21 protein-coding genes and 1 tRNA gene are annotated in these 26,693 nt (G+C 62.4%); 14 read left to right on the top strand and 8 right to left on the bottom strand.

Annotated elements, in window-relative coordinates:
• Positions 1 to 186: 186 nt before the first annotated feature.
• The 7 genes from ACEG18_RS04765 to ACEG18_RS04735 all read left to right on the top strand — a co-directional run bounded on the left by ACEG18_RS04765 (position 187) and on the right by ACEG18_RS04735 (position 7,421).
• Complete coding sequence (locus ACEG18_RS04765) at positions 187 to 2,964, top strand: FAD-dependent oxidoreductase (RefSeq protein ID WP_372541485.1); 2,778 nt, start codon at positions 187 to 189, stop codon at positions 2,962 to 2,964.
• A 194-nt stretch (positions 2,965 to 3,158) separates the two neighbouring features.
• Positions 3,159 to 3,587: a hydrogenase maturation nickel metallochaperone HypA/HybF gene (locus ACEG18_RS04760; RefSeq protein WP_372541483.1), complete on the top strand. Its 429-nt coding sequence runs from the start codon at positions 3,159 to 3,161 to the stop codon at positions 3,585 to 3,587.
• 350 nt (positions 3,588 to 3,937) lie between these two features.
• Positions 3,938 to 4,927: a PTS sugar transporter subunit IIB gene (locus tag ACEG18_RS04755; RefSeq protein WP_372541482.1), complete on the top strand. Its 990-nt coding sequence runs from the start codon at positions 3,938 to 3,940 to the stop codon at positions 4,925 to 4,927.
• A gap of 18 nt (positions 4,928 to 4,945) precedes the next feature.
• Positions 4,946 to 5,764: a PTS mannose/fructose/sorbose transporter subunit IIC gene (locus ACEG18_RS04750; protein WP_099432539.1), complete on the top strand. Its 819-nt coding sequence runs from the start codon at positions 4,946 to 4,948 to the stop codon at positions 5,762 to 5,764.
• 16 nt (positions 5,765 to 5,780) lie between these two features.
• Positions 5,781 to 6,701 carry a PTS system mannose/fructose/sorbose family transporter subunit IID gene (locus tag ACEG18_RS04745; protein WP_022094170.1) on the top strand — a complete coding sequence of 307 codons (921 nt, stop codon included), beginning with the start codon at positions 5,781 to 5,783 and terminating at the stop codon, positions 6,699 to 6,701.
• Positions 6,702 to 6,821: 120 nt separating this feature from the next.
• A complete protein-coding gene (locus tag ACEG18_RS04740; RefSeq protein WP_117646410.1) occupies positions 6,822 to 7,220 on the top strand; it encodes a DUF956 family protein in 399 nt (132 codons plus the stop codon).
• Between the two features lie 125 nt (positions 7,221 to 7,345).
• Positions 7,346 to 7,421 (top strand) — tRNA-Arg (locus ACEG18_RS04735).
• 278 nt (positions 7,422 to 7,699) lie between these two features.
• On the opposite strand, the gene pknB is transcribed toward ACEG18_RS04735, so the two are convergent.
• From pknB to ACEG18_RS04700, 7 genes are all read right to left on the bottom strand, one after another.
• Positions 7,700 to 9,655 (bottom strand): Stk1 family PASTA domain-containing Ser/Thr kinase, encoded by a 1,956-nt coding sequence (gene pknB, locus ACEG18_RS04730; RefSeq protein ID WP_372541480.1) that lies wholly within the window; start codon positions 9,653 to 9,655, stop codon positions 7,700 to 7,702.
• A 132-nt stretch (positions 9,656 to 9,787) separates the two neighbouring features.
• On the bottom strand, positions 9,788 to 12,658 hold the full coding sequence (locus ACEG18_RS04725; protein ID WP_372541478.1) for an FtsW/RodA/SpoVE family cell cycle protein: 2,871 nt from the start codon (positions 12,656 to 12,658) through the stop codon (positions 9,788 to 9,790).
• A gap of 16 nt (positions 12,659 to 12,674) precedes the next feature.
• Positions 12,675 to 14,609: a Stp1/IreP family PP2C-type Ser/Thr phosphatase gene (locus ACEG18_RS04720; RefSeq protein ID WP_372541476.1), complete on the bottom strand. Its 1,935-nt coding sequence runs from the start codon at positions 14,607 to 14,609 to the stop codon at positions 12,675 to 12,677.
• The gene (locus ACEG18_RS04715; protein ID WP_006235180.1) at positions 14,606 to 15,022 is read right to left on the bottom strand and encodes an FHA domain-containing protein; all 417 of its coding nucleotides are present in this window, start codon (positions 15,020 to 15,022) and stop codon (positions 14,606 to 14,608) included. Before ACEG18_RS04715 ends, ACEG18_RS04720 begins: the two co-directional genes overlap by 4 nt.
• A 6-nt stretch (positions 15,023 to 15,028) precedes the next feature.
• Positions 15,029 to 16,042 carry an FhaA domain-containing protein gene (locus ACEG18_RS04710; protein WP_035136732.1) on the bottom strand — a complete coding sequence of 338 codons (1,014 nt, stop codon included), beginning with the start codon at positions 16,040 to 16,042 and terminating at the stop codon, positions 15,029 to 15,031.
• A complete protein-coding gene (locus tag ACEG18_RS04705; RefSeq protein WP_372541473.1) occupies positions 16,039 to 17,892 on the bottom strand; it encodes a serine/threonine-protein kinase in 1,854 nt (617 codons plus the stop codon). Before ACEG18_RS04705 ends, ACEG18_RS04710 begins: the two co-directional genes overlap by 4 nt.
• A gap of 144 nt (positions 17,893 to 18,036) precedes the next feature.
• On the bottom strand, positions 18,037 to 18,753 hold the full coding sequence (locus ACEG18_RS04700; protein WP_372541471.1) for a hypothetical protein: 717 nt from the start codon (positions 18,751 to 18,753) through the stop codon (positions 18,037 to 18,039).
• Positions 18,754 to 18,868: 115 nt separating this feature from the next.
• Between ACEG18_RS04700 and dnaX the strand changes: the two genes are divergently transcribed.
• From dnaX to ACEG18_RS04685, 3 genes are read left to right on the top strand one after another with little or no spacing between them, the layout of a single operon-like run.
• Positions 18,869 to 21,349 carry a DNA polymerase III subunit gamma/tau gene (gene dnaX / locus ACEG18_RS04695; protein ID WP_372541469.1) on the top strand — a complete coding sequence of 827 codons (2,481 nt, stop codon included), beginning with the start codon at positions 18,869 to 18,871 and terminating at the stop codon, positions 21,347 to 21,349.
• 54 nt (positions 21,350 to 21,403) lie between these two features.
• Entirely contained in the window at positions 21,404 to 21,664 is a 261-nt protein-coding gene (locus ACEG18_RS04690) for a hypothetical protein (protein ID WP_117817911.1), read from the top strand.
• Positions 21,657 to 21,929 (top strand): DUF4160 domain-containing protein, encoded by a 273-nt coding sequence (locus ACEG18_RS04685; protein ID WP_117757924.1) that lies wholly within the window; start codon positions 21,657 to 21,659, stop codon positions 21,927 to 21,929. The genes ACEG18_RS04690 and ACEG18_RS04685 overlap by 8 nt, the downstream gene beginning before the upstream one ends.
• A 25-nt stretch (positions 21,930 to 21,954) precedes the next feature.
• Here ACEG18_RS04685 and ACEG18_RS04680 read toward each other — a convergent pair whose 3' ends face one another.
• Positions 21,955 to 22,431, bottom strand: coding sequence for a hypothetical protein (locus ACEG18_RS04680; protein WP_372541467.1), 477 nt, complete (start codon positions 22,429 to 22,431; stop codon positions 21,955 to 21,957).
• A gap of 338 nt (positions 22,432 to 22,769) precedes the next feature.
• On the opposite strand from ACEG18_RS04680, the gene ACEG18_RS04675 reads away from it, so the two are divergent.
• The 4 genes from ACEG18_RS04675 (at position 22,770) to ACEG18_RS04660 (ending at position 26,692) form a co-directional block, all read left to right on the top strand.
• Positions 22,770 to 23,090, top strand: coding sequence for a YbaB/EbfC family nucleoid-associated protein (locus ACEG18_RS04675; protein ID WP_006235174.1), 321 nt, complete (start codon positions 22,770 to 22,772; stop codon positions 23,088 to 23,090).
• A gap of 13 nt (positions 23,091 to 23,103) precedes the next feature.
• Complete coding sequence (gene recR / locus ACEG18_RS04670; protein ID WP_118385154.1) at positions 23,104 to 23,700, top strand: recombination mediator RecR; 597 nt, start codon at positions 23,104 to 23,106, stop codon at positions 23,698 to 23,700.
• 245 nt (positions 23,701 to 23,945) lie between these two features.
• Positions 23,946 to 24,851: a hypothetical protein gene (locus ACEG18_RS04665; protein WP_349099984.1), complete on the top strand. Its 906-nt coding sequence runs from the start codon at positions 23,946 to 23,948 to the stop codon at positions 24,849 to 24,851.
• Positions 24,848 to 26,692 (top strand): serine/threonine protein kinase, encoded by a 1,845-nt coding sequence (locus ACEG18_RS04660; protein WP_372541464.1) that lies wholly within the window; start codon positions 24,848 to 24,850, stop codon positions 26,690 to 26,692. The genes ACEG18_RS04665 and ACEG18_RS04660 overlap by 4 nt, the downstream gene beginning before the upstream one ends.
• Position 26,693: the final 1 nt, after the last annotated feature.

The following is a 26,693-nucleotide window of genomic DNA, read 5'->3' as shown; positions in this document are numbered from 1 at the left end:
TTGCCGCCTTTCATCCTCTTTTGCCTGACCGTTCGCCTAACAGTCTTGAATATTGTTGACGGTTCGTCAATACTATTTTTGACACAATGTCAACAATGGCGGGTGAACGGCATGGGGGCATGCCCGGCCTGCAAAAAAAGAGGGGCGCTGCGGCCTCGTCGGGCTGCGGCAAGAGAAGGGACAACCATGATTCTCAACGGACCGGGGATTAGTTACACCGAGCCCGATATCGGCGCGGAGTTTGTGCCGCCGCTGCCGGAGCATCCGCGCGAGGCAATCGTCAAGCTGTGCGAGCACTGCACCAACCGTCTGCTGCATCGCGACGAGCTGCTGGGCTACGAGTACTGGTCGTTTGCCGAGGCCGCAACCGACGAGCAGGCCGAAGTGCTCTGCAAGATGAAGATGCGTCGTCCCTATACGCTGCCCGAGATGGTCAAGCTCACCGGCATGCCCGAGGCCGATATCGAGAAGATGCTCGACGACATGAGCTACACGGGTCTGCTCGAGTACAACTGGGAAAACCCCGAGCGCGCCAAGCAGTGGGTGCTGCCCATGCTGGTGCCGGGTTCCGCCGAGTTCCTCAACATGCGCGTGAGCCAGCTCGAGGAGCATCCGGTCTATGCCAAGTTCTTTGAGCAGGCGTCCAAGGGGCCGCTGTCCAAGGCTACGCCGATGGTGCCGCCCGGAGGCGCCGGTATCGGCATGCACGTCATTCCGGTCGAGAAGGCCATCGACGCCGCAAGCACCTCGGTGCCGATCGAGCATATCGAACATTGGCTCGACAAATACGAGGGTAAGTATGCCGCCAGCACCTGCAGCTGCCGCGCGAGCCGTCGCGTGATGGGTGAGGGCTGCGCCGACGACCCGGCCGATTGGTGCATCGCCGTGGGCGATATGGCCGACTACGTGGTCGAGACCGATCGTGGCCACTATGTGACGCGCGACGAGGTTTACGACATCTTGCGCCAGGCCGAGGACAACGGCTTTGTGCACCAGATCACCAACATTGACGGCGAGAACAAGATCTTCGCCATCTGCAACTGCAACGTCAACGTGTGCTACGCCCTGCGCACCTCGCAGCTGTTCAACACGCCCAATCTGTCGCGCTCGGCCTATGTCGCCAAGGTCGAGAAGGACAAGTGCGTGGCCTGCGGTCGCTGCGTTGAGGTGTGTCCGGCCGGCGCCGCTAAGCTGGGCCAGAAGCTCTGCAGCAAAAAGGCCGGCGGACAGGTGCCCGAGTATCCGCGCCAGGAGTTGCCCGATGCCACCAAGTGGGACCACACCAAGTGGGCGCCCAACTACCGCAACGACAACCGCATCGAGACGCATGAGTCCGGCACCGCTCCCTGCAAGACGGCCTGCCCTGCGCATGTTGCCGTTCAGGGCTACTTAAAGCTTGCGGCGCAGGGCCGCTATGACGAGGCGCTGGCGCTCATCAAGCGCGAGAACCCGCTGCCCGCTATCTGCGGCCGCGTGTGCAACCGCCGCTGTGAGGATGCCTGCACCCGCGGCCGTGTGGACGCCGCCGTGGCAATCGACGAAGTCAAGAAGTTTATCGCCCAGCGCGATCTGGACGCAGCGACCCGCTATGTCCCGCCCGTGGTGACTCCGACGCGTGCCGGCGGCTTCGATCAGAAGATCGCTATCATCGGTGCCGGTCCGGCCGGCCTGTCTTGTGCCTTCTATCTGGCCGAGAAGGGCTACAAGCCCGTCGTGTTCGAGAAGAACGAGCGTCCGGGCGGCATGCTCACCTACGGCATTCCCAGCTTTAAGCTGCAGAAGGATGTTATCGAGGCCGAGGTCGAGGTTATTCGCCTGATGGGTGCCGAGTTCCGCTATGGCGTGGAAGTCGGTCGCGACGTGACGCTCGACGAGCTGCGCGCGCAGGGCTTTAAGGCCTTCTACGTTGCCATTGGCTGCCAGGGCGGCCGCCTTGCCGGCATTTCGGGCGAGGATGCCGAGGACGTGACCGTGGCCGTCGACTTCCTTCGCGAGGTTAACAGCGGCAAGATCGATACCCTGTTCGGCCGCACCATTGTGGTGGGCGGCGGCAACGTGGCCATCGACGTTGCCCGCAACGCCTGCCGTCTGGGCTCTGAGCACGTTGAGATGTTCTGCCTGGAGAGCGAGGCCCAGATGCCCGCCAGCGAGGAGGAGCGTCGCGAGGCCATCGAGGACGGTGCGCACATCAGCTGCGGTTGGGGCCCCAAGGAGGTTCACCTGGACGAGGCCGGCCGTGTGTGCGGCATCACCTTTAAGCGCTGCACGCGTGTTTATGACGACGAGGGTCGTTTTGCGCCCGAGTACGATGAGAACGATCTGCGTCGTGTCGATGCCGACCGTGTCGTCATGTCGATTGGCCAGTCCATTGTGTGGGGCGACCTACTGGCTGGCTCCAAGGTGGAGCTTGGCCGCGGTCAGGGTGCCCTTGCCGACCCTCAGACCTACCAGACCGCCGAGCCAGACATCTTTGTGGGCGGCGACGTCTACACCGGTCCGAGTTTTGCCATCGATGCCATCGCCGCCGGCCACGAGGCCGCCGTGTCCATCCATCGCTATGTGCAGCCGGGGTCCACGCTCACCATCGGCCGCAACCAGCGCCGCTACACCGCGCTCGACCGCGACGATGTCGTGATTGAGAGCTACGACAACGCGAGCCGTGAGGTTGCCCACGTGGACCGCGAGCGCGAGAAGGCCGCGCCGTTTAGCGAGTACGTCGAGACCTTTACCGAAGAGCAGGTGCGCGCCGAGACCGCCCGTTGCCTGGGTTGCGGTGCCTCGATCGTCGACCCCAACAAGTGCATCGGCTGCGGCCTGTGCACCACCAAGTGCGCGTTCGACGCCATCCATCTGGATCGCGACCGCCCCGAGTGCTCAACGATGGTCAAATACGAGCAAAAGCTCCCCAGCCTGGGCAAGTACGCACTCAAGCGTGCCATCAAGATCAAATTTGGTAGGAAGTAAGAAACGCAACAAGTAGGAGAACGGCGCAGAGAGCGGTTGGACAGCGAGCGAGTTCCAGGCGTGGCGAGGTGCCTTGAAAGAGGAGGGCATAGGGCTTTTGCCCATGCCCGACGATTGAAAGGCAGATCGTCCGTCTGGGGCTCGCGCAGCGTCAAGCCGACCGCCGTTCGTTAGAACGGCGGAAGGAATCAAAAGTGCACGAGCTCGGAATCGTGTATCACATCATTCGCGATGTTGAGAACGTGGCGCGCGCCAATGGCGTGCGTCGCGTTTCGAGCGTGACGTTGCTGTTGGGCGAGGTCTCGGGCGTCGTTCCCGACTTGCTGCTCGACGCTTGGCGCTGGGCGGCAGATAAAAAGTCCATCACCGAGGGTGCGGAGCTTATTGTGGAGCCTGTCAAGGCCGTGACGCATTGCGAGGCGTGCGGCCGCGACTACGCGACGGTCGAGCACGGCAAGACCTGCCCTTATTGCGGCAGCGGCGAGACATACCTGCTGCAGGGCCAGGAGGTCATGATCAAGCAGATCGAGACCCCCGACGAGAACCCGGCAGGCGCTGCCCCCGACGGCCTCTCCGACGCCCCCGATGCCGTCGACGCCGCCAACCCCCTCCACATCGCCTAGCCCCTAGTCGTTGGGGATGTCCCCAATGACTACTTGCGCTAGAGCATAAGTCACGCTAATAGTCAAGGTATGTCTGTTTAAACAAAATAGCGGCAGTACAAGCGCATTCGCACTTGCTTAAAATCGGTATCAATGAACAGCATGCTTGTATCTGTAAAATACATGACTTGATGAGCGACGCTTTAGTGGGAAATGAGTCGAAAAATAGCAACGTAATCAACTTGTAACAAACCTAGACGTTTAAACAAATAATCTAACCTTTTGCGGATTCAGCTATAATTCCACAATCCAAACAGGTATACTTCGTTCATGTCGTGTAGGAAATACGTAGACAAAAAGGAGGTTATGTGATGGTAAGTATTGTTCTTGCTAGCCATGGTGACTTGGCGGCTGGAATCAAGCAGACGGGCTCGATGGTCTTTGGCGATCAGCCGTCTGTAGCCGTGGCCTCGCTCGAGCCGAGCATGGGCCCCGACGACTTCCGTGCCAAGGTCGAGGAAGCAGTCGCTTCCTTCGAGGACCAGGAGCAGGTGCTCTTCCTCGTTGATCTGTGGGGCGGTACGCCGTTCAACCAGATCAGCGGGCTCATCGAGGGCCACGATTCCTGGGCTATCGTCACCGGTGTCAACCTGCCTATGCTCATCGAGGCATATTCGCAGCGCTTTGACGCAAAGAACACTGCACATGCGATCGCAAAACATCTCGTGACTGAGGCTAAGGCTGGCGTGCGCGTCAAGCCCGAGTCTCTGGAGCCCGAGGAGAAGAAGCCGGCTGCGGCCGCCGCTGCTCCTGCAGGCGCCATCCCTCCGGGAACGGTCATCGGCGACGGGCACATCAAGATCGCCCACGTCCGTATCGACACCCGTCTGCTTCATGGTCAGGTGGCCACCACGTGGACCAAGCAGATCAACCCCAACCGCATCATCGTGGTTTCCGACGGCGTTGCTCACGACGAGCTCCGCAAGACCATGATCGAGCAGGCTGCCCCTCCGGGAGTCCATGCCAACGTCGTGCCCATCAAGAAGATGGCCGAGGTCGTCAAGGACACGCGCTTTGGTGACACCAAGGCCATGCTGCTCTTCGAGAACCCGCAGGATCTGCTCAGGGCCATCGAGGCCGGCGTCGACATCAAGGAAGTCAACATCGGTTCTATGGCTCACTCCAAGGGTAAGGTCGTCGTCACCAACGCCGTCGCTATGGGCGATGACGACGTTAAGACTCTCGAGGCCCTCAAGGCCAAGGGCGTCAAGTTCGAGGTCCGCAAGGTTCCTTCGGATTCCTCCGAGGATCTCGACGCCATGTTGAAGAAAGCTAAGGCCGAACTGGCCGCTCAAGCATAGTAAAGGAGGGTCCGATACATGTCTGCAATCACTATTCTGCTTGTTGCGATTGTCGCGTTGCTTGCCGGTATGGAAGGCATTCTGGATGAGTTCCAGTTCCATCAGCCGCTCGTGGCATGCACGCTTATCGGTCTCGTAACCGGTCACCTTCAGGAGGGCATCCTCCTGGGCGGTTCGCTCCAGATGATGGCCCTTGGCTGGGCTAACGTCGGCGCCGCCGTCGCGCCTGACGCCGCTCTGGCCTCGGTCGCTTCTTCGATCATCATGGTGCTCGCCCTCAACGGCGGCGCCACCGATTCGGCCAAGGCCGTTACCGCCGCCATCGCCGTCGCCGTTCCGCTGTCGGTCGCTGGCCTGTTCCTGACCATGATCTGCCGTACCCTGGCAACCGCTATCGCTCACGCCATGGACGGTTGCGCCGAGAAGGGCGACTTCGCCGGCATCGAGCGCTGGCAGTACGCTGCCATCCTCATGCAGGGCCTTCGTATCGCCATCCCGGCAGTACTTCTGTGCATCATCCCGGCCGAGGCTGTTACCAACGCGCTTAACGCTATGCCCGACTGGCTGTCCGGCGGCATGGCTGTCGGCGGCGGCATGGTCGCTTCCGTCGGTTACGCCATGGTCATCAACATGATGGCCACCAAGGAGACCTGGCCGTTCTTCGTCCTCGGCTTTGTCCTTGCTGCCATCCCTCAGCTCACGCTGATCGCCCTTGGCCTCATCGGCATCTCCCTTGCCCTCATCTACCTTGGCCTTAAGGATCTGGCCAAGCAGGGTGGCGGCATGGGCGGTGGCTCCGGCGACCCGCTCGGCGACATTCTGAACGATTACGAGTAGGAGGGGAGTGATACATATGGCAGAGAACAAGATTCAGCTCACCAAGGCTGACCGCAAGAAGGTTTGCTTCCGTCATCAGTTCCTTCAGGGCTCGTGGAACTACGAGCGTATGCAGAACGGCGGCTGGTGCTTCGCAATGATCCCTGCGATCAAGAAGCTCTACACCAGCAAGGATGACCAGATTGCCGCTCTTAAGCGCCACCTGGAGTTCTATAACACCCACCCTTATGTTTCCGCCCCCGTCATTGGCGTTACCCTCGCTCTCGAGGAGGAGCGTGCCAACGGTGCTCCGATTGACGACGTCGCCATTCAGGGCGTCAAGGTCGGTATGATGGGCCCGCTCGCCGGCGTCGGCGACCCCGCTTTCTGGTTCACCCTTCGCCCGATTCTGGGCGCTCTGGGCGCTTCCCTGGCCCTGTCCGGCAGCATCGCCGGTCCGCTGCTGTTCTTCTTCGCGTGGAACATCATCCGTTACGCCTTCCTGTGGTACACGCAGGAGTTTGGCTACAAGGTCGGCTCCTCCATCGCCAAGGACCTCTCCGGCGGTCTGATGGGCAAGGTCACCGAGGGCGCTTCTATCCTGGGTATGTTCATCATCGGCGCCCTGGTCGAGCGCTGGGTGTCCATCTCCTTCACCCCGGTCGTCTCCAAGGTCACGCAGTCTGCTGGCGCCTTTATCGACTGGGCTAATCTGCCCTCCGGTTCTGAGGGTGTCAAGGAAGCACTGACGATGTATAACTCCATCGGTGCTAACGCCCTTGATCAGGTGAAGGTCACCACGCTTCAGGCTAACCTCGATCAGCTCATCCCCGGCCTTGCCGCCGTGTGCCTGACCCTGCTGGTCTGCAAGCTCCTCAAGAAGAAGGTCAGCCCGATCGTCATCATCTTGGCCCTCTTCGCCATCGGCATCATCGGTCGCGTCTGCGGCTTCATGTAAGCACATTTCGGCTTAAGACCGAGAATTGCTAGGCAAGGGCTTTTGAGCCATTGAAACGGACCGCACCCGGTGGGTACACTGGATGCGGTCCGATTGTTTTATTTGGAGGGCGAGGCGCGCATGGCGCAATCTCAGAACAGCACGGTCGATCTGGCAACGCCGGCAACCTGCCTGATGGGGCTTACCAGTCACGGTAACGTAATGGTGGGCAATAAGGCGTTTGAGTACTATAACGAGCGCAATCCCGAGGATTTTATTCAGATCCCGTGGGATGAGGTCGACTATATTGCCGCTGAGGTTTTGCGCGGCACCAAGAAGATTACGCGTTTTGCCATCTTCACCAAGGACAATGGTCACTTTACGTTTTCGACGCGCGACGACAAAGAGACGCTTCGTGCGGTCCGCAAGTACGTTGACGAGGATAAGCTCGTGCGTTCGCCTGACTTTATCGATGTGACGGCCAAGGGCGCCAAGAGCATCCCCTCCGTTATCAAAAACCTCTTCCACAAAGGCAACTAGTCGTTGGGTAGTCGTCTGCGACGCTCTTAAACGACCAGTCATTAAAGAACGTCGCAGACGACTATCTCGAAGAGCGGCTATGCGCTGCATGGTAGTGGCGCAAATCTGCTACACTAATACAACATGCCTCCGTAGCTCAGGGGATAGAGCACCGCTCTCCTAAAGCGGGTGTCGACGGTTCGAATCCGCCCGGGGGCACCAGAGATTTGCCGAGCCCGGTACCACCACGGTGCCGGGCTCTTCTGGTCTAAGGGCCGGATTCGGGCCGTCGACACCTGCGTTACCATTTTTCCCGCGGGGGGAGTTTTCGAATCCGCCCGGGGGCACCAGAGATTTGCCGAGCCCGGTACCACCACGGTGCCGGGTTCTTCTGGTTCATGCCATGTCAAAAACGAAGCGCCCACTTGCTGGGGGAGCAAGCGGGCGCCTGTGAGCGAATATGTTTGCGGCGAGAGCCGTAATGAGCGGTGGGGTGGCGACTAGTTGGTCGTACCAGAATCGTCGCCCGTGCCCGAGCCCGAGCCCGAGCCCGAAAGTGCGACCGTCAGCGTAATCGTGCTGTCGGTGGACTGCTTGCCGGTGGGGGAGACGCCCGTAACGGTGGCATCCTCGTTGCCGCTCACGGGATTGCCATTCTGGTCACAGAAGCCGATGTTATAGAAACCGGCGTTGTTGAGTGCGGTAACGGCAGCGGAAATGCTTTTGCCGTACAGGTTGCCCGGAACGCTGGCCTTGCCGGACTTCTTGGCGATGACGACGGTAATCGTGGCGCCGGGCTTCTGCTTGCCGCTGGGGTTCCAGCTGATCACGGTTCCCTCGGTAACTGAGTCGTTCTCCTGGTAGCTCACGTCGACGCCAAAGCCTGCCATATCGAGGGCGTTGCGCGCCTGGGCCTCGGTCATGTCGGTCAGGTCGGGGACGGACGTGGTATCCGGGCCGCCCGAGACCTTGTACGAGATGGTCGTGCCTTTCTCGACTTCCTTACCGGCTTCGGTGCCCTGCTCAAAGACCTGGCCCTCATCGGCCTCGTTGGCCTCCTCGGAGGCGTTGCCCTTCAGGCCAACGCTTGCCAGCGCTGCTTCTGCCTGGTCCTTGGTCAGGCCGACAAGCCGGGGAACCTCAACCTTCTCGGAGGGCTTGGGGCCCTTGGAGATTACCAGGTTCACCTTGGTGCCCTTGGCCTTCTTGGTGTTGCCGTTGGGCGTCTGCTCGGCGACCTTGCCCTCGTCGACATCGTCGTTGTAGCTTTGGTCGATGGTGCCGACTTCGAGGCCGGCTTCCTTGATCAGCTCGACGGCAGTCTGCTGGTCCTTGCCCAGCACATCGGGCACGGTGACCTGCTCGCCGCCAAAGAGTCCTGTGGCAAAGGCCACCACGATGCCGATGACGGCAACGGCTGCCACCACGGCGGCGATGATCTTGTTCTTGTTGGATTTGGGCTTTTCGACCTCGTAGGAGCCGGTGGAGCCCGAAACCGAGCTACGGGCGGTGTTCTGGCCGCTCACGCCCGAGACGGGACGCACCATGGCGCGCGTCTGGTCGGAAAGCTCGCGGGTCTTGGTGGCGCCCAGCTCGCCGGGGGCACCGATGATGCGCGTGGGCTCCGAAATGTTGACGGCACGACCGGACAGGTAGCTGTTGAGCACCTGACGCAGCTCGTCGGCGGTCTGGAAGCGGTTTGCCGGGTCCTTCTCCATGCACTTGAGGATGATGCGCTCAAGGTCGGCGTCGACACCGGAGTTGATCTGGCTCGGCGGAATAGGCAGCTCGTTGACCTGCTTGAGTGCGACCGAGATGGCGTCGTCACCGTCAAAGGGAACGCGGCCGGTGGCGCACTCGTACATCACGACGCCCAGCGAGTAGATATCCGAGGTGGGGCCGAGGTCCTGACCGCGGGTCTGCTCGGGGCTGACGTAGTGGGCAGTTCCCAGCACGTTGTTGTCTTGCGTGAGGTGGCTGTTCTTGGCACGCGCGATGCCAAAGTCCATCACCTTGATGTTGCCGTCGGGCAGCACCATGATGTTCTGCGGCTTAATGTCGCGGTGGATGATCTCGTGCTTGTGGGCGACCGAAAGCGCAGAGCTGATCTGCGAGCCGATCTGGGCGACCTTCTTGGGGTCGAGGGCGCCGTGGCTCTTGATGCCGCTCTTAAGGTCGGTGCCGCGCAGGTACTCCATGACGATGTAATAGGTGTCGCCGTCCTTGCCCCAATCGTAGACGCCCACGATATAGGGGGAGGAGAGACCGGCTGCTGCCTGGGCCTCCTGCTTAAAGCGTGCGGCGAAGGTTGCGTCGCCAGCATACTGTGGCAGCATGATCTTGACGGCTACCGTGCGGTCGAGGACCTGGTCCTGTGCACGGTAGACGGTCGCCATGCCGCCTGTTCCCACCTTATCCTTGAGGAGGTATCTTCCCCCGAGGACCCTCTGTTCCATTCCTGCTCCTAACATAACTATTCGCTCAACGATGTGTGTAGTACCTACGATGTGGCCGCTGGGGCCGTGTGGCGCGTTGCCGCTAACTCTTCGGCCGCGGCGCGCCTCGGGTGTCCGATTCGATCATGGGCATCACGCTCCCTGTGCGGCAAGCGCCGCGGTCAGGACGATACCGGCGATCTTGGCGGCCTTGACGTCATGCTTGTCGTAATCCTCCAAGGCCACCGAGATGGCGACCGTGGGTGAATCGTAAGGTGCAAAGCCAACGAACATCGAGTTGACGTTGGTGCCGCCGGTCTCGGCCGAGCCGGTCTTGCCGGCGACCTTGACGCCGGGGACCTGGGCATCGGTGCCGGTACCGGACTGGACGACGGCGAGCATGGCCTGCTTGACCTGGTCGGCCGTGGCGGAGCTGACGGCCTGACCCAGCGAGCGGGACTGCGTGGTCTTGACCACGGTTCCGTCCGGGGCGAGTACCTGGGCTACAAAGTACGGGTCCATGACCACGCCGCTGTTAGCGATGGCGGCGGCAATCACGGCGTTTTGCATGACGGTGGTCTGCGGGCCGGGCGTGTGGTCCATGCCGACAGGCTGGCCGGCGCCGGCCCAGGCGGTCTCCCACTCGGTCATGAGCGACGGGTCGGCCATGATGGAAGCCGCGGAGGTCAGGTCCTGGCCGAGCTTTTGGCCGTAGCCAAAGGCGTTGGCAAACTGCACGAGCGTGTTTGCGCCAACTTCGTTTGCCACCTGGCCAAAGACGACGTTGGAGGACACGGCAAAGGCCTGCTGCAGGCTGATGGTGCCGTAGCTCTCGTTGGCATAGTTGGTGACCGGTGCGTTGCCGATGTCCATGGAGCCGGGCGCCTGGTAGGTGCTGGTAAGGCTGGCGGTACCGGTCTCGAGTGCCGCGGAAAGCGTAACGACCTTAAACGTTGAGCCCGGCGTGTACAGCGCGTCCATGGCGCGATTGTACATGGAGCCGTCCTCGCCGCCGCCCGTCTGCAGCAGGGCATCGATGTTGGTGTTGTCGTAGGTGGGCGAGCTGGCACATGCGAGAACCGCGCCGGTACGCGGGTCGATGACCACTACAGCGCCCTTAAAGCCCTTGAGCGCCTGCTCGGCCGCCGTCTGGATACGCGAGTCAATGGTGAGCTTGGCGGTGTTGCCCGGCTGGGTCTGGCCCGCGAGCGACGCGATGGCGTTGTTCCAGCTGGAGTAATCCTTAGAGCCGGTGAGCGTGTCGTTCATGACGCTCTCGATGGCGGTGGTGCCATACTGCTGGCTCACGTAGCCAACCACGTGCGCTGCCAGGTTACCGTTGGGGTAGGAGCGTACGTAGGTGCCGTCCTCCTGCTGCAGCGACTCGGCCAGCGTCACGCCGTCGGACGTGATGATGGAGCCGCGCTGGATGTACTTGGAGCGGGCGATGGTGTGGTTGTTGGTCGGCATGTCCTGATAGTCCTTGGCCTTAATGACCTGGACATAGGTGAGGTTGCCGATAAGGATGGCGAACAGCGCCGTAAAGGCGAGCACCGCACGGGTTAGACGGTTGGCGAGCGCAACGCGGCCGAGCACGCCGGATTCAGGCGTGTCGAGCAGGCGACGGCGCATGCGCGAGCCGACGGAATGGCTGCCGCTGCCGTAGGAAGACGAGGCGGCAAAGCGCGTGCCCGTCGGGGCGGCGGCAGATGCGACCTGATCATCGGTGATGGCGGTCATGGTGCCGGTGCCGGTGAGCTCGGCCTCGCGTCCGGTCGCCTCGTCACCGGCGCGCAGCAGGAGAGCGACGATGATAAAGCTCGCCAGCAGCGAGGAGCCGCCCTGGCTCATAAAGGGCAGGGTGACGCCGGTCAGCGGGATCAGGCGGGTTACGCCGCCAACGATCAAAAAGGCCTGGAAGCTGATGGCGGCCGTAAGGCCCGTGGCGCTAAAGGCAGCGAGGTCGGATTTAGCGCGGGCAGCCGTGGTGAGGCCACGCACGGCAAAGAGCATAAACAGGATGAGCACGGCGCCGCCGCCCAAAAGGCCCATCTCCTCGCCGATAGCCGAGAAGATAAAGTCGGACTCGACGACAGGGATGTTGTTGGCCATGCCGTTGCCGATGCCAACACCGACCAGGCCGCCATCGGCAAGCGAGAAGAGCGACTGGACGATCTGGTAGCCCTGGCCCTGGGCGTCCTTAAACGGATCGACCCAAACCTGGAAACGCACCTGAACGTGCGATAGGAACTTGTAGGCGCCCACGGCTCCGACGGCTAAGAGCGCAAGGCCGATAACGACATACGAAAAGCGCCCCGTGGCAACGTAGAGCATCAGCAAGAAGATGGTGTAGAACAGAACGGCCGAACCCAGGTCGCGTTCGAAGACGACAACGAGTAGGCACACGCCCCACACGGCAAACAGCGGCAGCAGCAGTCGCAGGCGAGGGATCTTAAAGCCTAGGATCTTGCGGTTGGAGATGGAGAGCAGCTCGCGGTTCTCGGCCAGGTACCCGGCCAGGAACAGCACGATAAAGACTTTGGCGAACTCGCCGGGCTGGATGGTAAAGCCCGCGATGCGAATCCACAGCTTGGAGCCCGAGATCGTGGTGCCGATAAAGATAGGCAGCATCAGCAGAATGATGCCGATAATGCCAAAGGTGTACTTGTAGCGCATGACTACGTCGAGGTTCTTAACCAACGCGAGCGTTCCCACCATCAGGGCCACCGAGACAAACAGGATGATGAGCTGTGAGATCGCGAGAGCGGGTGCGAGACGCGTCACGAACGTGATACCGATGCCCGAAAGCACAAAGACAATGGGCAGGATGGCGGGGTCGGCACCGGGCGCCAAGATGCGCACGGCAATGTGGGCCGCAGCAAAGGCGGCAAAGAGGCCGATCGGTACGGCGAGCGTCTCAAAGGAGATGGCAGCGCCCGCGGTGAGCACGTACATCGCATACAGCAGGATGACGGGGAACGCCGAGGCGATGAGCAAGAGCAGCTCGGTGTTGCGGCGACTCATAAGCGGCACTCCCTTTCTAATTCTTATCGGAGGCTTCGGCCTCGGCGGACTGTTCGGCGGTTTTCTCGGAATCTGATTCGGAGGTCGATCCCTGATTGGTGTTGTCGCGAATCGTTTGCGCGTCGATCACCTGGCGGGTCTGCTCTTCATCGATCTGGTGGCGGTACTTGGATATCGTGTCCTGCGCATCGTCGACACTTGTTTGCGGAATGCCCGCCTTGAGGCGGTTTTGCGTGTCTTCGGGCAGGTCGGACAGCTTAATGCTGGTTTCGCTCTCGAGCCAGTGGAGCTTGAGTCCAAGCGGCTTGCCGGGTATGCCGCGCCAGACGGCGACATTGCCCTGGTAGGTACCCAGGTAGTACGAGCCGGTGACACCCGTGTAGGCCCAGATGCCAGCTGCCAGCACAAAGACGAGGGCCAGGATGGCGGCGATAGTAATGTTGCGGCGACGCACGCGCTGCGCCTCGCGCATAACGCCATCGTCAACCAGGTCAACGACTACTACGGTCACGTTGTCGTGGCCGCCGGCGGCAAGCGCCGCGTCCACTAGGTTGTCGACGCAGATTTGCGCGGTTGAGGACTGCGTGGCGATGTTCTCGATATCGCTATCGGGAATCATGCTCGAAAGGCCGTCAGAGCACAGGATCAGACGGTCGCCTTCCTCGATATGCAGGGTGAAGTGGTCGGCATACATGGCAGGGTCCGAGCCCAGCGCACGGGTGATGACCGAACGGTTGGGGTGGACGCGAGCCTCGTCTGCCGTAATCTCGCCGGCGTCCACGAGCTCCTCCACGTAGGAGTGGTCGCGGGTCACGCGGATGAGCGTGCCCTCGTGGAGCAGGTAGGCGCGAGAGTCACCCACGTGGGCGATGGCGAGCGTGTCGTTTTCGATATAGGCGCAGGTGGCTGTGCAGCCCATGCCGGGCTTGCCCAGGCCGTTCAGGGCCGCCTCGATTACGGCGGCGTTGGCTGCCTCGACGGCTGCGGCCAGGCGTGCTGCGTCGGCGGACTGCGGGGCCGTCTTGGCAATAGTCTCGACGGCGATGGAAGAGGCTACCTCGCCGGCGGCGTGACCGCCCATGCCGTCGCATACGCAAAAGAGCGGCGACTGCACCAGGTAGGAATCCTCATTGTGCGGGCGTACGCAGCCAACGTCAGAGCGGGCGCCCCACATGAGTTGCGTGGTGGTGCCGGCATCATAGGTCGAGTCGGTCTCGATGCGCTCCTCGGTCAGGGGCTCAAAGCTCATGGTCGAGCCGGGGTCTTTGAGCTTGGCTTCAACGGCGGCAACGTCGATCTCGGCTGTGTCACCGGGAGAGACGGTGTCGGTCTCGGCGTTTGATTCGGAATCGCCGGTGTCCGGGGAGCCGGGCTCCTCGGACGCGCGGGCGGTCGACTCGTCGTCTTGCGGGCTGACGTCTATAGGCTCGGGTGTCGCAAAGTGCGACGGCGCGGGCGTGCTTTGCGACTGGGCGGCGGGCTCGGCCACGGTATCGGACTCGCTTGCGGGCGCAGGCTGCGGGGCCTTGGGTGCGGGGCCGTCCTCGGGGGATGGCCCCGCTTCGGGCGCCGGCGTAGACACGGGCGCAACCTCGGATGCCGGGGCTATGGGAAACGCCGGCGCGGCGGGCTCGGGTGCCGCAAACACCGCAGCGCTCTCGTTGATTGCCGCGGCGACGGGCTCTGCAAAGTGAGCTGGCGCCGAGGTTGCTTCGGGCGCTGTGGGCTGTTCCGCAGCATGTGCGCCGATGGGCGCCGCTACGGCATCCTCTTCGTCCTCGTTATCGGCGAGATCCGAAATATCATGCGTTACATGCGAAAGAGGCAGGGAGAACACGGTGTCCTCGGGTTCCACGGGTGCGGAGCCCGCCGGAGCGGCGTGGGCCGGCGCAGCTGTGGCGGCAGCCGGTGCCTCGGTCATAGTCGCGGACTTGTTCTCCTCGTCGATCATCGACGGTTCACCTTCATGACCACATCGCCGATCTGGACTTCGTCGCCCTCGCGCAGCGTTGCGGGCTCCACAAGCTGGCGGCCGTTGACGAGCGTGCCGTTAAGCGAGTTGAGGTCCTCGATGATGAGCGCCGGGCCCTGCAGCGAAAAGCGCGCATGCGAGGCCGAGACGAATGGTTCGTTGATGCAGATGTCCGAAGATGGCGAGCGACCGACGATGACGGGGCCGAGCATGTCTACGTGGATGCCGCGGATACCGCGCGGGCCCTTGTCCACATCGATCGTCCAGATAGCCGAGTCGCGGCGCTGTCCACGCACAAGTCCCACGCCGGTCTTCATGACGGCGAACAGGAAGATATAGAGCAGGGCGACCAGGACGATGCGGCCTGCAAAAAGGACGATATCGATGTTCATAAGCGACTATCCCCTAAATTCAAAGGTGCTCAGGCCAAACGTCAGCAGATCGCCGTTGCGCAGCGGGCAGCGCGTAATGCGGCGGTTGTTGACGAGTGTGCCGTTGGTGGAATTGAGGTCCTCGATCGACCAATCCGAGCCCGTAAAGGTGAGCTGGGCGTGGCGGCGCGACACGTTGGGGTCGCGCAGGGCAATGTCGGAAACTGAGCGCTCGCGACCGATGGTCACCTGTGCGGAGGTGATGCTATGGCTCTCGCCGCTCACGACGTCGACGAGCTGGGCGAGCGGGCGCTGCGGGGCGCGAGTGCTCGCCATGTTGGAGGCGATGCCGGCTGCGGCACCTAGGCCCACGGCGGCACCGGTCGCGGCGGCTCCGCCCATGCCGGCAAGCGCGTCGCGCGAGACGGTCTGCGGCACCGGGATGGGTGCGGCGGCGGGGTCGGGGACGCTAGGCGCGAAGGGGTCTGCCACGGCAAGCGGGTCGGGAGCGGCGGCGCGAGGCGTCGGCTGCTGCTGGGGCATGGCGGCGGGGCGCTGCTGCTGCGGGGCAGCAAACTGCTGCTGGCCGGCGCGCGGGGCGCTGGCGGCACGGCTTGCCGCGGAGTTGTTCTGGCCCAGGCCGTTTTGATAGGCGCGCTCTTCTTCGTACAGGCGGCCGAGCGTGGGGGCATCGACGTTCTCGGCAAAGACCGAGAACTTGCCGGCGCGCAGCTGCGGATCGATCATAAAGCGCACGAGGGGCTCGCCGACAAAGACATAGCGGCGCTTTTCGGCCTGCGCTTTCACAAACTCGCGGACCTCGCGCGAAAGCTCGGGGTAGAACGGGGCGAGCATGGGATCGTCGTCGGCGGCGATCAGGATGGTATAGAGTGCCGGCGCCGTGTTGACGCCGTTAATCACCAGAGTCTGATCCTCCATGTCGCGAGCGGCCTGCTTGGCAAGCTTCTTAAAGGAGAACGGGGCACGGGTGGCACCGAAGATGCCGGCCACGTGGTCCTCGAAGATGTTCAGGAAGTTCACGAAAGATCACTCTCCGTATAGGTTCTTTGGTATCCGAGCAAATATAGGCATATCCCAACAATTATAGAGGATAGGGTTCCCGCAACTGCCGCCTTGGCGGCGACCGCGGCTGCAAGGCTGGCAATTTCCATATGGTGTGCAAGACAGGATGCCGCTGCGCAGCCGATGCCGGTGACGGCGATGGCGGCGATTGCGGCAAGGTTTGAGCCCTGGTCAGCACGCTTGGCATGGGCATTGAGCAGCGCAGATGACGCCGCGGCAGTTGTCGCGACCAGCACAAAGGCAGCCCAAAGGAGCGGGTCTTCCAGCGCTGCGGCAACGTTACCGAGCCCCAGCACGCCTCCGGCTGAAAGCGCGACCGTGGCCAGACGGGCAAAAAGCACGCCCATGCCCGTTGCCGCGGCGGCGCTTGCCGGGCCGAGCCAAAATGACGCGACGCCGGCGGCGACCCCAGCTGCCAGGAAGGTATTGCCAGTCAGACAGCCAAGCGCGAGTGCACAGGTGAGCGCGGCGCTCGCGGCAGCCTCGGTGCGACCCCAGGCGATCCACCAACCGGACATGGCAGCGGCAAAGATCACCGCGACGGGCAACATCGACAGGATGCCCTGCGCCTGCATGGTGGCGTTTGCCATGAGCACCAAAAAGCCCACGGCCGAGATGGCCGAGCCAATCTGCGGTGCCAAGCCGGCTGCCGCGCCAATAGCGATAGCCGCGACGACCAACCCGGGAAGCGCCGCGACCCCGGCCGTTTGCATCAGCAAAAAGCTAAAGGTGCCGCACGTTAGCGCCGAGATAGCGCGCATGGTGTAGTCGCGCGCATGGCTCCAGCGCGTGCCCGCCCAGCCGAGTGTGGGGTCGACCTCGATGGCATCGTCCTCGTAGTGCGACGGCTCGATATCGTCGAGCTCCTGCTCGTCATCCGAAAGCTCGCCAACCATTTGCTCCAGGCTGCGACGGCCCTCGCGCACGCTGCCCAGACCGGCAAGGAGCTGGTCGCAAAATGCCTCGATGCTGTTGGGGCGGTCTTGCGGCATGGGGGAGAGCGCGCTCATGAGCGCGGCCTCGGCTCCCGGGGGAAAGTGTGGTATCAGCTCGCTGGGATAGGTGGCGCCACCGATGATGCGGTCGAGCGAGTCGGCGGGCGTGGCCGCCATAAAGGGAGCGCTGCCGCACAAGCCCTCATAGATAACGCAGGCAAGGGCAAAGACATCGGCGCGTTCGTCGACCGTGCCGGTCTCGATATCGAGCTGCTCGGGCGGCATGTAGCCGATGGTGCCGCCGCGCGAGCCGCCAAAGCCACCGGCGGACGACAGTCGCGCCATGCCAAAGTCGGTGAGCTTTACATTGCCCGAGTGGTCGATGAGCACGTTGGCGGGCTTAATGTCCAGGTGGAGTACGCCATTGCTATGGGCGAAGGTGAGCGCCTGGCCCAGGGCATCGGCAATGGCCGCGGCCTCGTCAAAGGTGAGCGAGTGGCCGTCCACGCGATGCAAAAACTCGGCCAGCGACATACCGTCGACATACTCCATGACCAGGTAGGCATAGGCGGTGTCATGCGTAAAGTCGATGACCTGCACGATATTGGGATGTTGAAGCATGGCGGCAGTGTGCGCCTCGCGCAGGACATCCATGATGTCGCTGGCGGGCATGCCGGCGCCGTTGATAAGGGGGATGCGCTTAATGGCGACGCGGCGGCGCAGGTGCGTGTCGCGGCAAATCTCGATGGAGCCAAAACCGCCGGTCGCAAGTGTCTCGAGTGGCTGGTACCGCTTGAGCAGCTCTCGAGAGCTGGTGCCCTCCAAAGGAACGTCCGGCGAGAACCGGGCGGTATGTTGCGAGAAAAGCGGCATGGCCAACCCTCGTGCGTTTAAAGTTCGTTTGCGAGTGGCGGGCGCGGAGCCGAGCCGTTCGCGGTGGCATAGATGCTGCTAGTGTAGCACGCTCGGGTGCATGGGGAGGATGGCGGGATGCGAGGCTGCCTGTCTGGTTTGGCCTTAGCGCTTCTTCCTGTTCTTCTTCTGCTTGCGCTGCTTGCCTTTGGTCTCCTGGGGCTTGTCGCCCTGCTTGGCCTCGGCGGCGGCCTTCTCGGCCTTCATCTTCTTGCGTTTGGTCTCGATGCGGAGTTTTTTGTTGATGCGCGCCTTGAGGAAGGAGCCAAACTGCTCGGCATCGCCGCGGATGAAGGTGTCCTTGGGGATCGTCACGCCCTGGTCGGCGAACATGGCCACAAAGATGCGCTCGCCGTCGAGCACGTGGTCGAGCTTCTCAAACGGGAAGAACTGCGACCTGCCGCTCTTGCCCCATACCATCAGACCGTTCTCGTTGGCGGCGACGCGGCGGTAGCGGCCGCCCATGGACTTGTCGGCCTCGACGGCATCGATAAAGTCGCGGGCAAGCGTGTGGTGGAGGTTCTTGCTCCACCAGGCCAAAAAGGCGCCGAACACGATCAGCACGACGCCGAACTTGATCCAGCTGCCGCCGGCCACCAGCATGCCGATGCCGATGAGCGCGGCAATCGCGGCGGCGACGTACAGGGAGCCACGGCGCCTGGGCGAGGCGACCAGGCGCGCAAAGTCGGTGACGAGGTCGTTTTCGTACTGATACTCGTTGAGGTACAGAATGCCGTCATCGGCCGCGGCCTGCGCCTCGAGCGCGACCTCGACCTGGTCGGCTGCTTCGGAGGGAACGAGGTTGCTCTCTGCGTCTGCCATGCTCTTTGGACTCCTATCGCGGCGGGCTCGCCGTACGGGTTATTATGAATGCAGTATGCCGTGCGACCGCATGGCCGTCGCGGCAACAAGACTCAGTATACCCGGGGGAGCACCCATGGAATCGTTGTACCGAAAGTATCGCCCGCTCACCTTTGACTCCGTGGTGGGCCAGCAGCATATCGTCTCGACGCTCGAGCACGCCATCACCGAGGGGCGCCTGTCCCACGCCTACCTGTTCTGCGGACCGCGCGGCACGGGCAAGACCACCATGGCGCGCATTCTGGCCAAGGCGCTGCTGTGCCGCAATGCCGAGGCGGCGCGCACCGAGGGTGCAAGCGGCTGCATGCCCGACGGTACTTGCGAGGAGTGCGAGCTCATTGCCGAGGGTAACCACCCCGATGTTTACGAGCTCGATGCCGCCTCCCGCACGGGCGTGGACAATGTGCGCGAGGAAATTATCAACTCCGTCAACTTTGCCCCGGTGCGCGGCAAGTACAAGATTTATATCATCGACGAGGTCCACATGCTCACGACGGCGGCGTTCAACGCGCTGCTCAAGACGCTTGAGGAGCCGCCGGCGCACGTAATCTTTGTGCTGTGCACCACCGACCCGCAAAAGATTCTGGAGACCATCCTCTCGCGCTGCCAGCGTTTCGATTTCCATCGCATCGGCAACGAGGATATTGAGCATCGCCTGGCATACGTGTGCGAGCAGGAGGGCTTCGATTACGACGACGAGGCGCTGGCTATCGTGGCGCGCCATGCCAAGGGCGGCATGCGCGACGCATTGTCCACGCTGGAGCAGCTGAGCGTCTTTGGTAACGGTTCTGTGCATGCGGACGACGCCCGCTCGCTTTTAGGCGAGGTTTCGGACCAGATTCTGGGCGAGTTTTCCCGCGCCATTGCCGATCGCGATGTTGCCGAGCTCTATGGACTGATTCGTGCGCAGGTCGAGGAAGGAAACGACCTGCTGGAGCTGACGCGCGACCTGGTAGCGCATGTGCGTGACGTGTACGTTGCCTGCGTTGCCGGTGCCCGTGCCGAGCTGTTTGAGGGCGGCTCCGAGCAGGCCGAGGCGCTTGCTGCCGAGGCCGCTGCCTTTGGCGAGCATCCTGCCGACCGCCTGGCTCGTGTGCTGACAGTGCTCGACGATGCCGCACTGGAGATGAGGGGCGCGAGCGACGTGCGCCTGGTGCTCGAGATCGCCTGCACGCGTCTGGCGCGTCCCGAGGCTGATTTAACGATTGAGGCATTGGCCGAGCGCGTGGCACGCCTGGAGGCCATGGTTGCCAACGGCGCCGTGCCGGCGAGCGTGGCTGCTGCCCAGGCCGCCGCGCCTGCAGCATCCGTACCCGCTGCTGCCCAACAGCCGACGCTCATTTCGGGCGCTCGTGCTGCCGCTCCGGCGGCATCCGCTGCCCCCGCTGCTACGTCCGCGCGCCAGGGCGGTATGCCTTGGGACCGTGGTGCTGCTGTTCCGGCTGCTCAGCCTGCGCCCCGTTCTGCGTCCGTGTCAGCTTCCAAGCCTGCAGTGCCTGCACCTCAGCCTGCGCCGGCTCCGACGCCTCAGCCCGTTGCGGCCCCCGCGCCTGCCACCGCTCCGGCACCTAAGCCCCAGCCCAACACCGCCGCCCAGGTTGCTGCCGCTGGTGCCGCCGAGACCCCTGCGGTCGAGGATGCCGGAGAGCTGCAGCGCAAATGGGCCGAGGTTGTCGAGCGCGTCAAGGCTCGTCAGGCCTCCTACGCGGGGCTTTTGCTCAACGCTCGCGCCACGGCCGACGACGGCTCCAAGCTCACGGTCTCGTTCCCCGCGGGTTCGACTTTTGCCATTAAGATGCTCGGTCGCGCCGATACGCAGTCGGTGGTCCTGCCGACGGTTTGCGCGGTCTTCGGTCGTCGTACCGTCGACTATGTCCTGGATGGGGGTGGCACGCCGGCTCCTCAACATGAGGAGCATTCTCTATCTGCACGGGCTGCGGTATCTGCGGACCCGCAACCCGCGTCCTCGGCGGCCCCTGTATCCTCGAGCGCCAGCGCGCCGCAGCAGCAAGCGGCGCCGGTAGCGGCATCGACCCCGTCGGCGCCTAAGCCCGCGGCGCCCAAACCGGCTGCTCCGACACCCGCGCCCAAGCCCGTCTCGCCCGCGCCCAAGTCGTCTGACCTGGGCAAAGCCCCCTGGCTACGCTCCGACAACCCCGCCGGCACTCCTGCCACGGGTAAGCTCCCGACCGAGTCCGCACCCCGTGCGCCCGAGCGCTCGGCCGCCCCCAAGGCTCAGCCTGTCGCGCAGTCCGCGCCGTGGGAATCCGAGCAGGTGCCCTACGACGACGCTATGGTCGGCGGCTTCGCTGGCGATGCGAGCGGGGACGATCTGCCTCCGTTCGACGTGCCGGGTGCGACGCCCGCGCCCAAGCCCGCTGCAACTGCCCCCAAAGAGGAGGACGCTCCTGCAGCTCCCTGGGAGTCCAACCCCGGCGCGGGCAGTCCCTTCGGCCATCAGGGCGCAGCCCCAAGCATCCCGCAGACCGAGGACGAGGCCAAAGCCCTCATCCGCAGCGTCTTCGGTCAGTCCACCATCTTCAAACCGGTGGAGTAGCTGTACAGGCGGGTATACTGCTCAAGAAGAGACGTCTTTGAACGGAGCGAGCTTATGATGTGGGAATATGTCCGCCTTGAGGACGATACGCAAGTTTCGTATTCCGAAGTCCGTGAGGACAACACGGTGAAGGTTGTTGTGGAGCGCCCGCGCGATTGGGGTTTTGACACGGCGGAGTGCATCTTGCCGGCATTCAATTGGGTGTCACGCGAGGGCTTTAGCGAAGCGGACCTCAAAGAACTCGATGATTTCGTGCGTAACAATGCCCCGCTCATCTTGCGTTTTGCTTACGAAGGCGGACGGGTCTATGCCTAGTCTTTTCCGACTCGGGCCGTACATCATCTTTTTCTGGACAGGGGAGAACGGCGAGCCCGTCCATGTTCATATCGCGGTCAAGCGCCCCACCGCCGAGGCGACCAAGATATGGCTTACCCGCTCCGGCGGATGCAAGCTGGCCCATAACAAGGGCGATATTCCTGCTCGGGATTTACGCGATATCATGCAGTTTGTTTCATCTAACCATGCGCTGATTTGCAAACGCTGGAAAGAAACAACCGGTGGGCTGTCGTTTTACTGTTAAGAGTCGCTTGCCGGACTTATGGCCTCTAGCTCTTCTGGGGCTCTTTGCCTGGGCGCATCTGTATTTCGGACATGTGGAGCGTGGTGCCGCGTATCTCGCATTCGAGCAGGCAGATGCGTGACGGTCGGCCCAGGGTGCTGAGGTCGACACGATACGTCGCGCGGCTGTCCGTGTACTCGACTTGCTCGGCGTTGAGGGTTGCTCCGATTGTCAAGAAAGCGCCTGGTTCGGCATCGACAATCTTGGAGTCCTTTATCTTGACCTTGAACTCTTGGTAGAGGGACGGGCTGTTGTAGTAAATGGTTCGGGTTCCATCGGTGCACTCATCGGTCGCTTCCCATTTGACGGTGGGCTGGTCCGAGCTGGCTACTAACAGTTCTGCTCCAAAGGCTATAGCGTGGGTGACGACAACCAGCAATGCCCAGCCGGCAAAGAGATAGATAACCAAATATAGAGCGGGGTGTTTTGAGCGGATGTTTTGGAGCGCGTCGGGGGCATTCATGGGGCACCTCCAAATTGCTATCTATGACAATCAAATTATACCCTGTCGCCATGTGCGCCGCCTCGAGCAACGGTTCGGCATTTAGCAATTTAGTGGCACACATGAAATGCCGATTTCGGCTCTACTAGATTTGCTTGAGATTTTATGTAACCTTGCATAATTCGACCTTGCATAATCTTGGGCGGTGCGTTTCGCTAGAGGACATGTATATCGACTGAGGTAACACGTCCGCCCCGCTCGCTGGCCCCGCGCCGTGGTACGATTTTTGAGTTTGAAAGTCCCGCCGTGCTCCGGCTGCCCTTGCAGCTCGGCGTGCGGCCGCACGTAAAGGAGCCATCATGGCCGGTATGAACATGCAGCAGATGATGAAGCAGGCTCGCAAGATGCAGGAGCAGCTTGCCGCCGCGCAGGAGAACCTCAAGTCCCAGACCGTCGACGCCTCTGCCGGCGGCGGCATGGTCAAGGTGACCGTTAACGGCGAGATGGAGCTCGTCAACCTCACCATCGATCCCGATGCCCTCGATCCCGAGGACGTCGATATGCTGCAGGACATGATCATGGCTGCCGTCAACGAGGCCGTCCGCGGCGTCAACGAGCTCGCCAACAAGCAGATGGGCGCCATCACCGGCGGCCTCAACATCCCGGGCATGCCGTTCTAAGACACGCATATATATGAGTGCGAATCACAGTCTGCAAAAACTGCTCGACGAGCTGGGCCGTCTGCCGGGCATTGGTCCCAAGTCGGCCCAGCGCATCGCCTATTACCTGCTCGAGGCCGATGCCGAGGAGGCCCGCCGCCTGGCCGAGGCCATCCTGGAGGTTAAGCAGGAGGTCCACTTTTGCAGCCGTTGCTTTAACTACGCCACGGCCGACGAGTGCTCCATCTGCCAGGACCCGATGCGCGATACCACTCGCATTTGCGTGGTGGGCGAGCCGCGCGATGTCCAGGCGATTGAGCGCACGGGCAGCTATCACGGTCTCTACCACGTATTGGGCGGCGTGATCAGTCCCATGGACAAGATTGGTCCCGAGCAGTTGCACATCCGCGAGCTGCTGGCGCGTCTGGGCCACGAGGATATCCATGAGGTCATCATCGCCACCAACCCCAACATCGAGGGCGAGACCACGGCGAGCTACCTTGCCCGCACCATCAAGCCGCTGGGTGTTGAGGTGTCGCGCCTGGCGAGCGGCCTGCCCGTGGGCGGCGACCTGGAGTATGCCGACGAGCTTACGCTTGGGCGCGCCATAGAGGCCCGTCGCACGATTTAGGTGGCGAGCCTACTCCTGCCGTATGTTTTCCTCGCGACGCACGGGGTAGCCATAATTTCCCCGTGCGACTGTAAGTTTGTTGTGCAACAAAGATGCTTTGTATCCGCTTATCGCATGGATGCTTCCACTTGCATCCTTAATTTGCCCATTCGTTGCGCAACCTTTTGGGTTCGCTGATACACTCAAATATGGATTCGAATGAATGCGCCGCTCCCGAGCGGCGTGTTTTTGTTGGAGGAGAACGCATGCGGCCCGGTGGCACTCAGACAAAGCGCGGCGCCGCGGTGCGCATGCGACGCCGACTGGGCTTGGCGCCGCGGGCGTACGCACTGCTGTCTTGCTCGCTGGTGCTGGTCATAGCTGGCGTTTCTGCCTATGGCATGACCGCGCCGTCCATGATGCAGGCGCATGCCGCACGCGAACCGCGCGTGGGGCATGAGGTCAAAAGTGATCTGGGCACCACGACTGGATATGCTTGGGCAAGCGTGGTCGCGCATATTGTGTTTGGCACCGACGATGCGGACGGTGCCGAGGCCCCGGACAACGAAGTCACGCTTGCCAATGGCAAAACCATCGTGCTCACCAACACCAAGATCATCGATCGGTTGTCCAACAATAGCGTGGCGGCAACGGTGAATAAGGTCGAGCAGCAGAAGGAGCAGGACGTCCAGCAGTCCGGAAAGCCCGGTAGCTCGGATACTTCTGGCTCCGGCTCGGATTCGTCGAGTTCGGGCGGCGGCTCTGGGTCGGGTTCCTCTGCCGGAGGGTCTGGAAACGGCGGCTCGACGGGCGGCAACACTGACAACGATGCAAACTCCGGTGGCCTTTCCGCTGCTGAGGAAGAGAGCATTCACAGTTGGCTTGTGACCAAGTACAACATGCTCGACGGCTATGTTTCTCGTGCCAATGACGTGGTCTCGACCTATAACTCTACGGGAGATCCCAGGCCGTGCGACAGCCTGGTCGGGGAGATGTTTGTCATTCGAGCCGAGTTCGGTCGTCAGACATTCTCGCCCCGGTCAAGGTGGTATCAGCAGTATGCCAATCTGTGGGGCTGTTACACCAACCTATGTCAATGGGTCGGCCATTACGGCGATGATGACGTCGCGCTCGGTAACTTCAACAATAACGTGGCGGCGCTTGCCCTATGATGACCGATCTTGCATCCACCACACCACAATCGCTCGGTCGCGATCCCATGGTCGGCCTGCGCCTGGCGCGTGTCGACGGGTTTGAGCCGGCCATTGCGCTCGGTCAGGACGAACTGCCTGCCTATCTGCGTCGTTTTACGATACTGTTTGCCGACGATGCCACCATGCGCCGTGGCGGTATCGGCCGCGTGACGCGTGCCGTCAACGCCCAAGGCGAGGCCGTAGCACTCAAACAGCTCATCTTGCCGACGCGCGATGAGTTTGACGACGATGCCGCCCATGAGGCGCTGGTCGCCAAGTTCAAAGCGGCATTTCGCGAGGAATATGAATGCCATCGCGCCCTTTCGGGCCTTAAGGGCTTTCCCCGCCTCTATGGCTGGGGCGTGGTTGACGGTGTGCCTGCAATTGTCATGGAATGGGTCGAGGGCGAGACGCTTGCCCGCTTGCGTTCGCGACTCGCCGTGGACGATGCCGGACGCCTGTCGCCGCTTGTGGCGGCGCGTCTGGGTCGCGACCTGTTCGATCTGCTCTGCCGTATGAGCCTGGTGGGCGAGGGCTTTGTCCATCGCGATATCTCGCCCGCTAATATTATGGTGCGCACGGCGCGCCTGCCGCTTGATCGGCAGCTTGCCGAGGGCACCTTTGACCTGTGCCTGATCGACTTTGGCTCGTCGCTGGCGCTTGAGCCTGCGTCGGCCGTGGCCGGTACCGGCGGCAAGGCGTCGTTTACGGAGCGTTATGCCACGCTGCGTCGCGCGACGGTTGCCTATGCCCCGCCCGAGATGCTCACCGACGATATTCCCGACCTGCGCGCTTTGCGTATGTCGCCGGCGATCGACGTCTATGCCGCGGCAAGCACGGTTTACGAGCTCATTGCCGGCGTCGCGCCATACGAAGCCGCGCCGGGCACTTCGGGCACCTCGGGTTCGCGCAAAAAGACGCGCGACATCGCGAGCCCCTACCGTCTCAAGATGGACACGCGGCCCGACTATCCCATTGGTGCCCATGCGCCCGGTTGCGATTTGACTCAGCTGCTTCGTCGTGAGCCCGATGTGGCGCTCGCCGCGGCCGAGCAGGCCCAGCAGCTAAGGCTTGAGCCGGATTCCGAAGAGCTACGCGATGCGCTGGCGTTTGTCGATGCCCAGCTGTTCGACGTGGTAATGGCCTGTCTGTCCAGCCATCAAAAAGATCGTCCCGAGCCGGCGGCGGTCGAGGCGGCGCTCTCGGCGTTTTGTGACCACTATGCGCAAAATGTCGGTCGTTCGCTCCGCGGCGAGCCGCTTACGCCGTGCCCTATGGATGCGTCCGGCCGCGCGGTTCGTCGCGCGCTGATGGTCGGCGCGGCGGTCGTCTGCGGCGTGGTTTGGGCTGTGGTCGTGGTTTCGGCCGCGCTGCTGGCATCGGGCGCTCGCGTGACGGCGACTTTGGGATCGCTCGTGTGGTCTGGGTCGCTACCGGGTATTATTGCCGCACTGGCGTTGGCGTTGCCAGGCATAGCCGGCGTTGCCGCGGGGGCACTTGCGCGCGATCGGCGCTCGGGGTTCCTGCAGGGTGTGCTTGCGCTTTCTGCCTGCGAGGTTCCGGTGCTGGTTGTGGCTGCATGTAGCGTATTTTCCCAACGCGCTCTGATGGGCGGCCTTGTTGCCGCTCTGGTTGCAACCTATACGCTTACGTGGTTTTTGCTTGCGATGGGCTTTGCCTTTGAACTTCCCGTTTCGGCACCGCGACGCACAAAAGCCCAGATGGCGACTCCGCTTGCCGGTGGAGCCGCAGCTGCCCGTACTTTTGGCGTACCTGTCGAAGTATCGTCTGATTCTATTTCTACGACCAAGGAGGCCTAGG

This window comes from Collinsella aerofaciens, from assembly GCF_041537385.1.
GTDB classification, from domain to species: Bacteria; Actinomycetota; Coriobacteriia; order Coriobacteriales; family Coriobacteriaceae; genus Collinsella; species Collinsella aerofaciens_BV.
The sequence above is the reverse complement of the archived record's forward strand: the minus strand, read 5'-3'. Positions and strand labels throughout refer to the sequence as shown.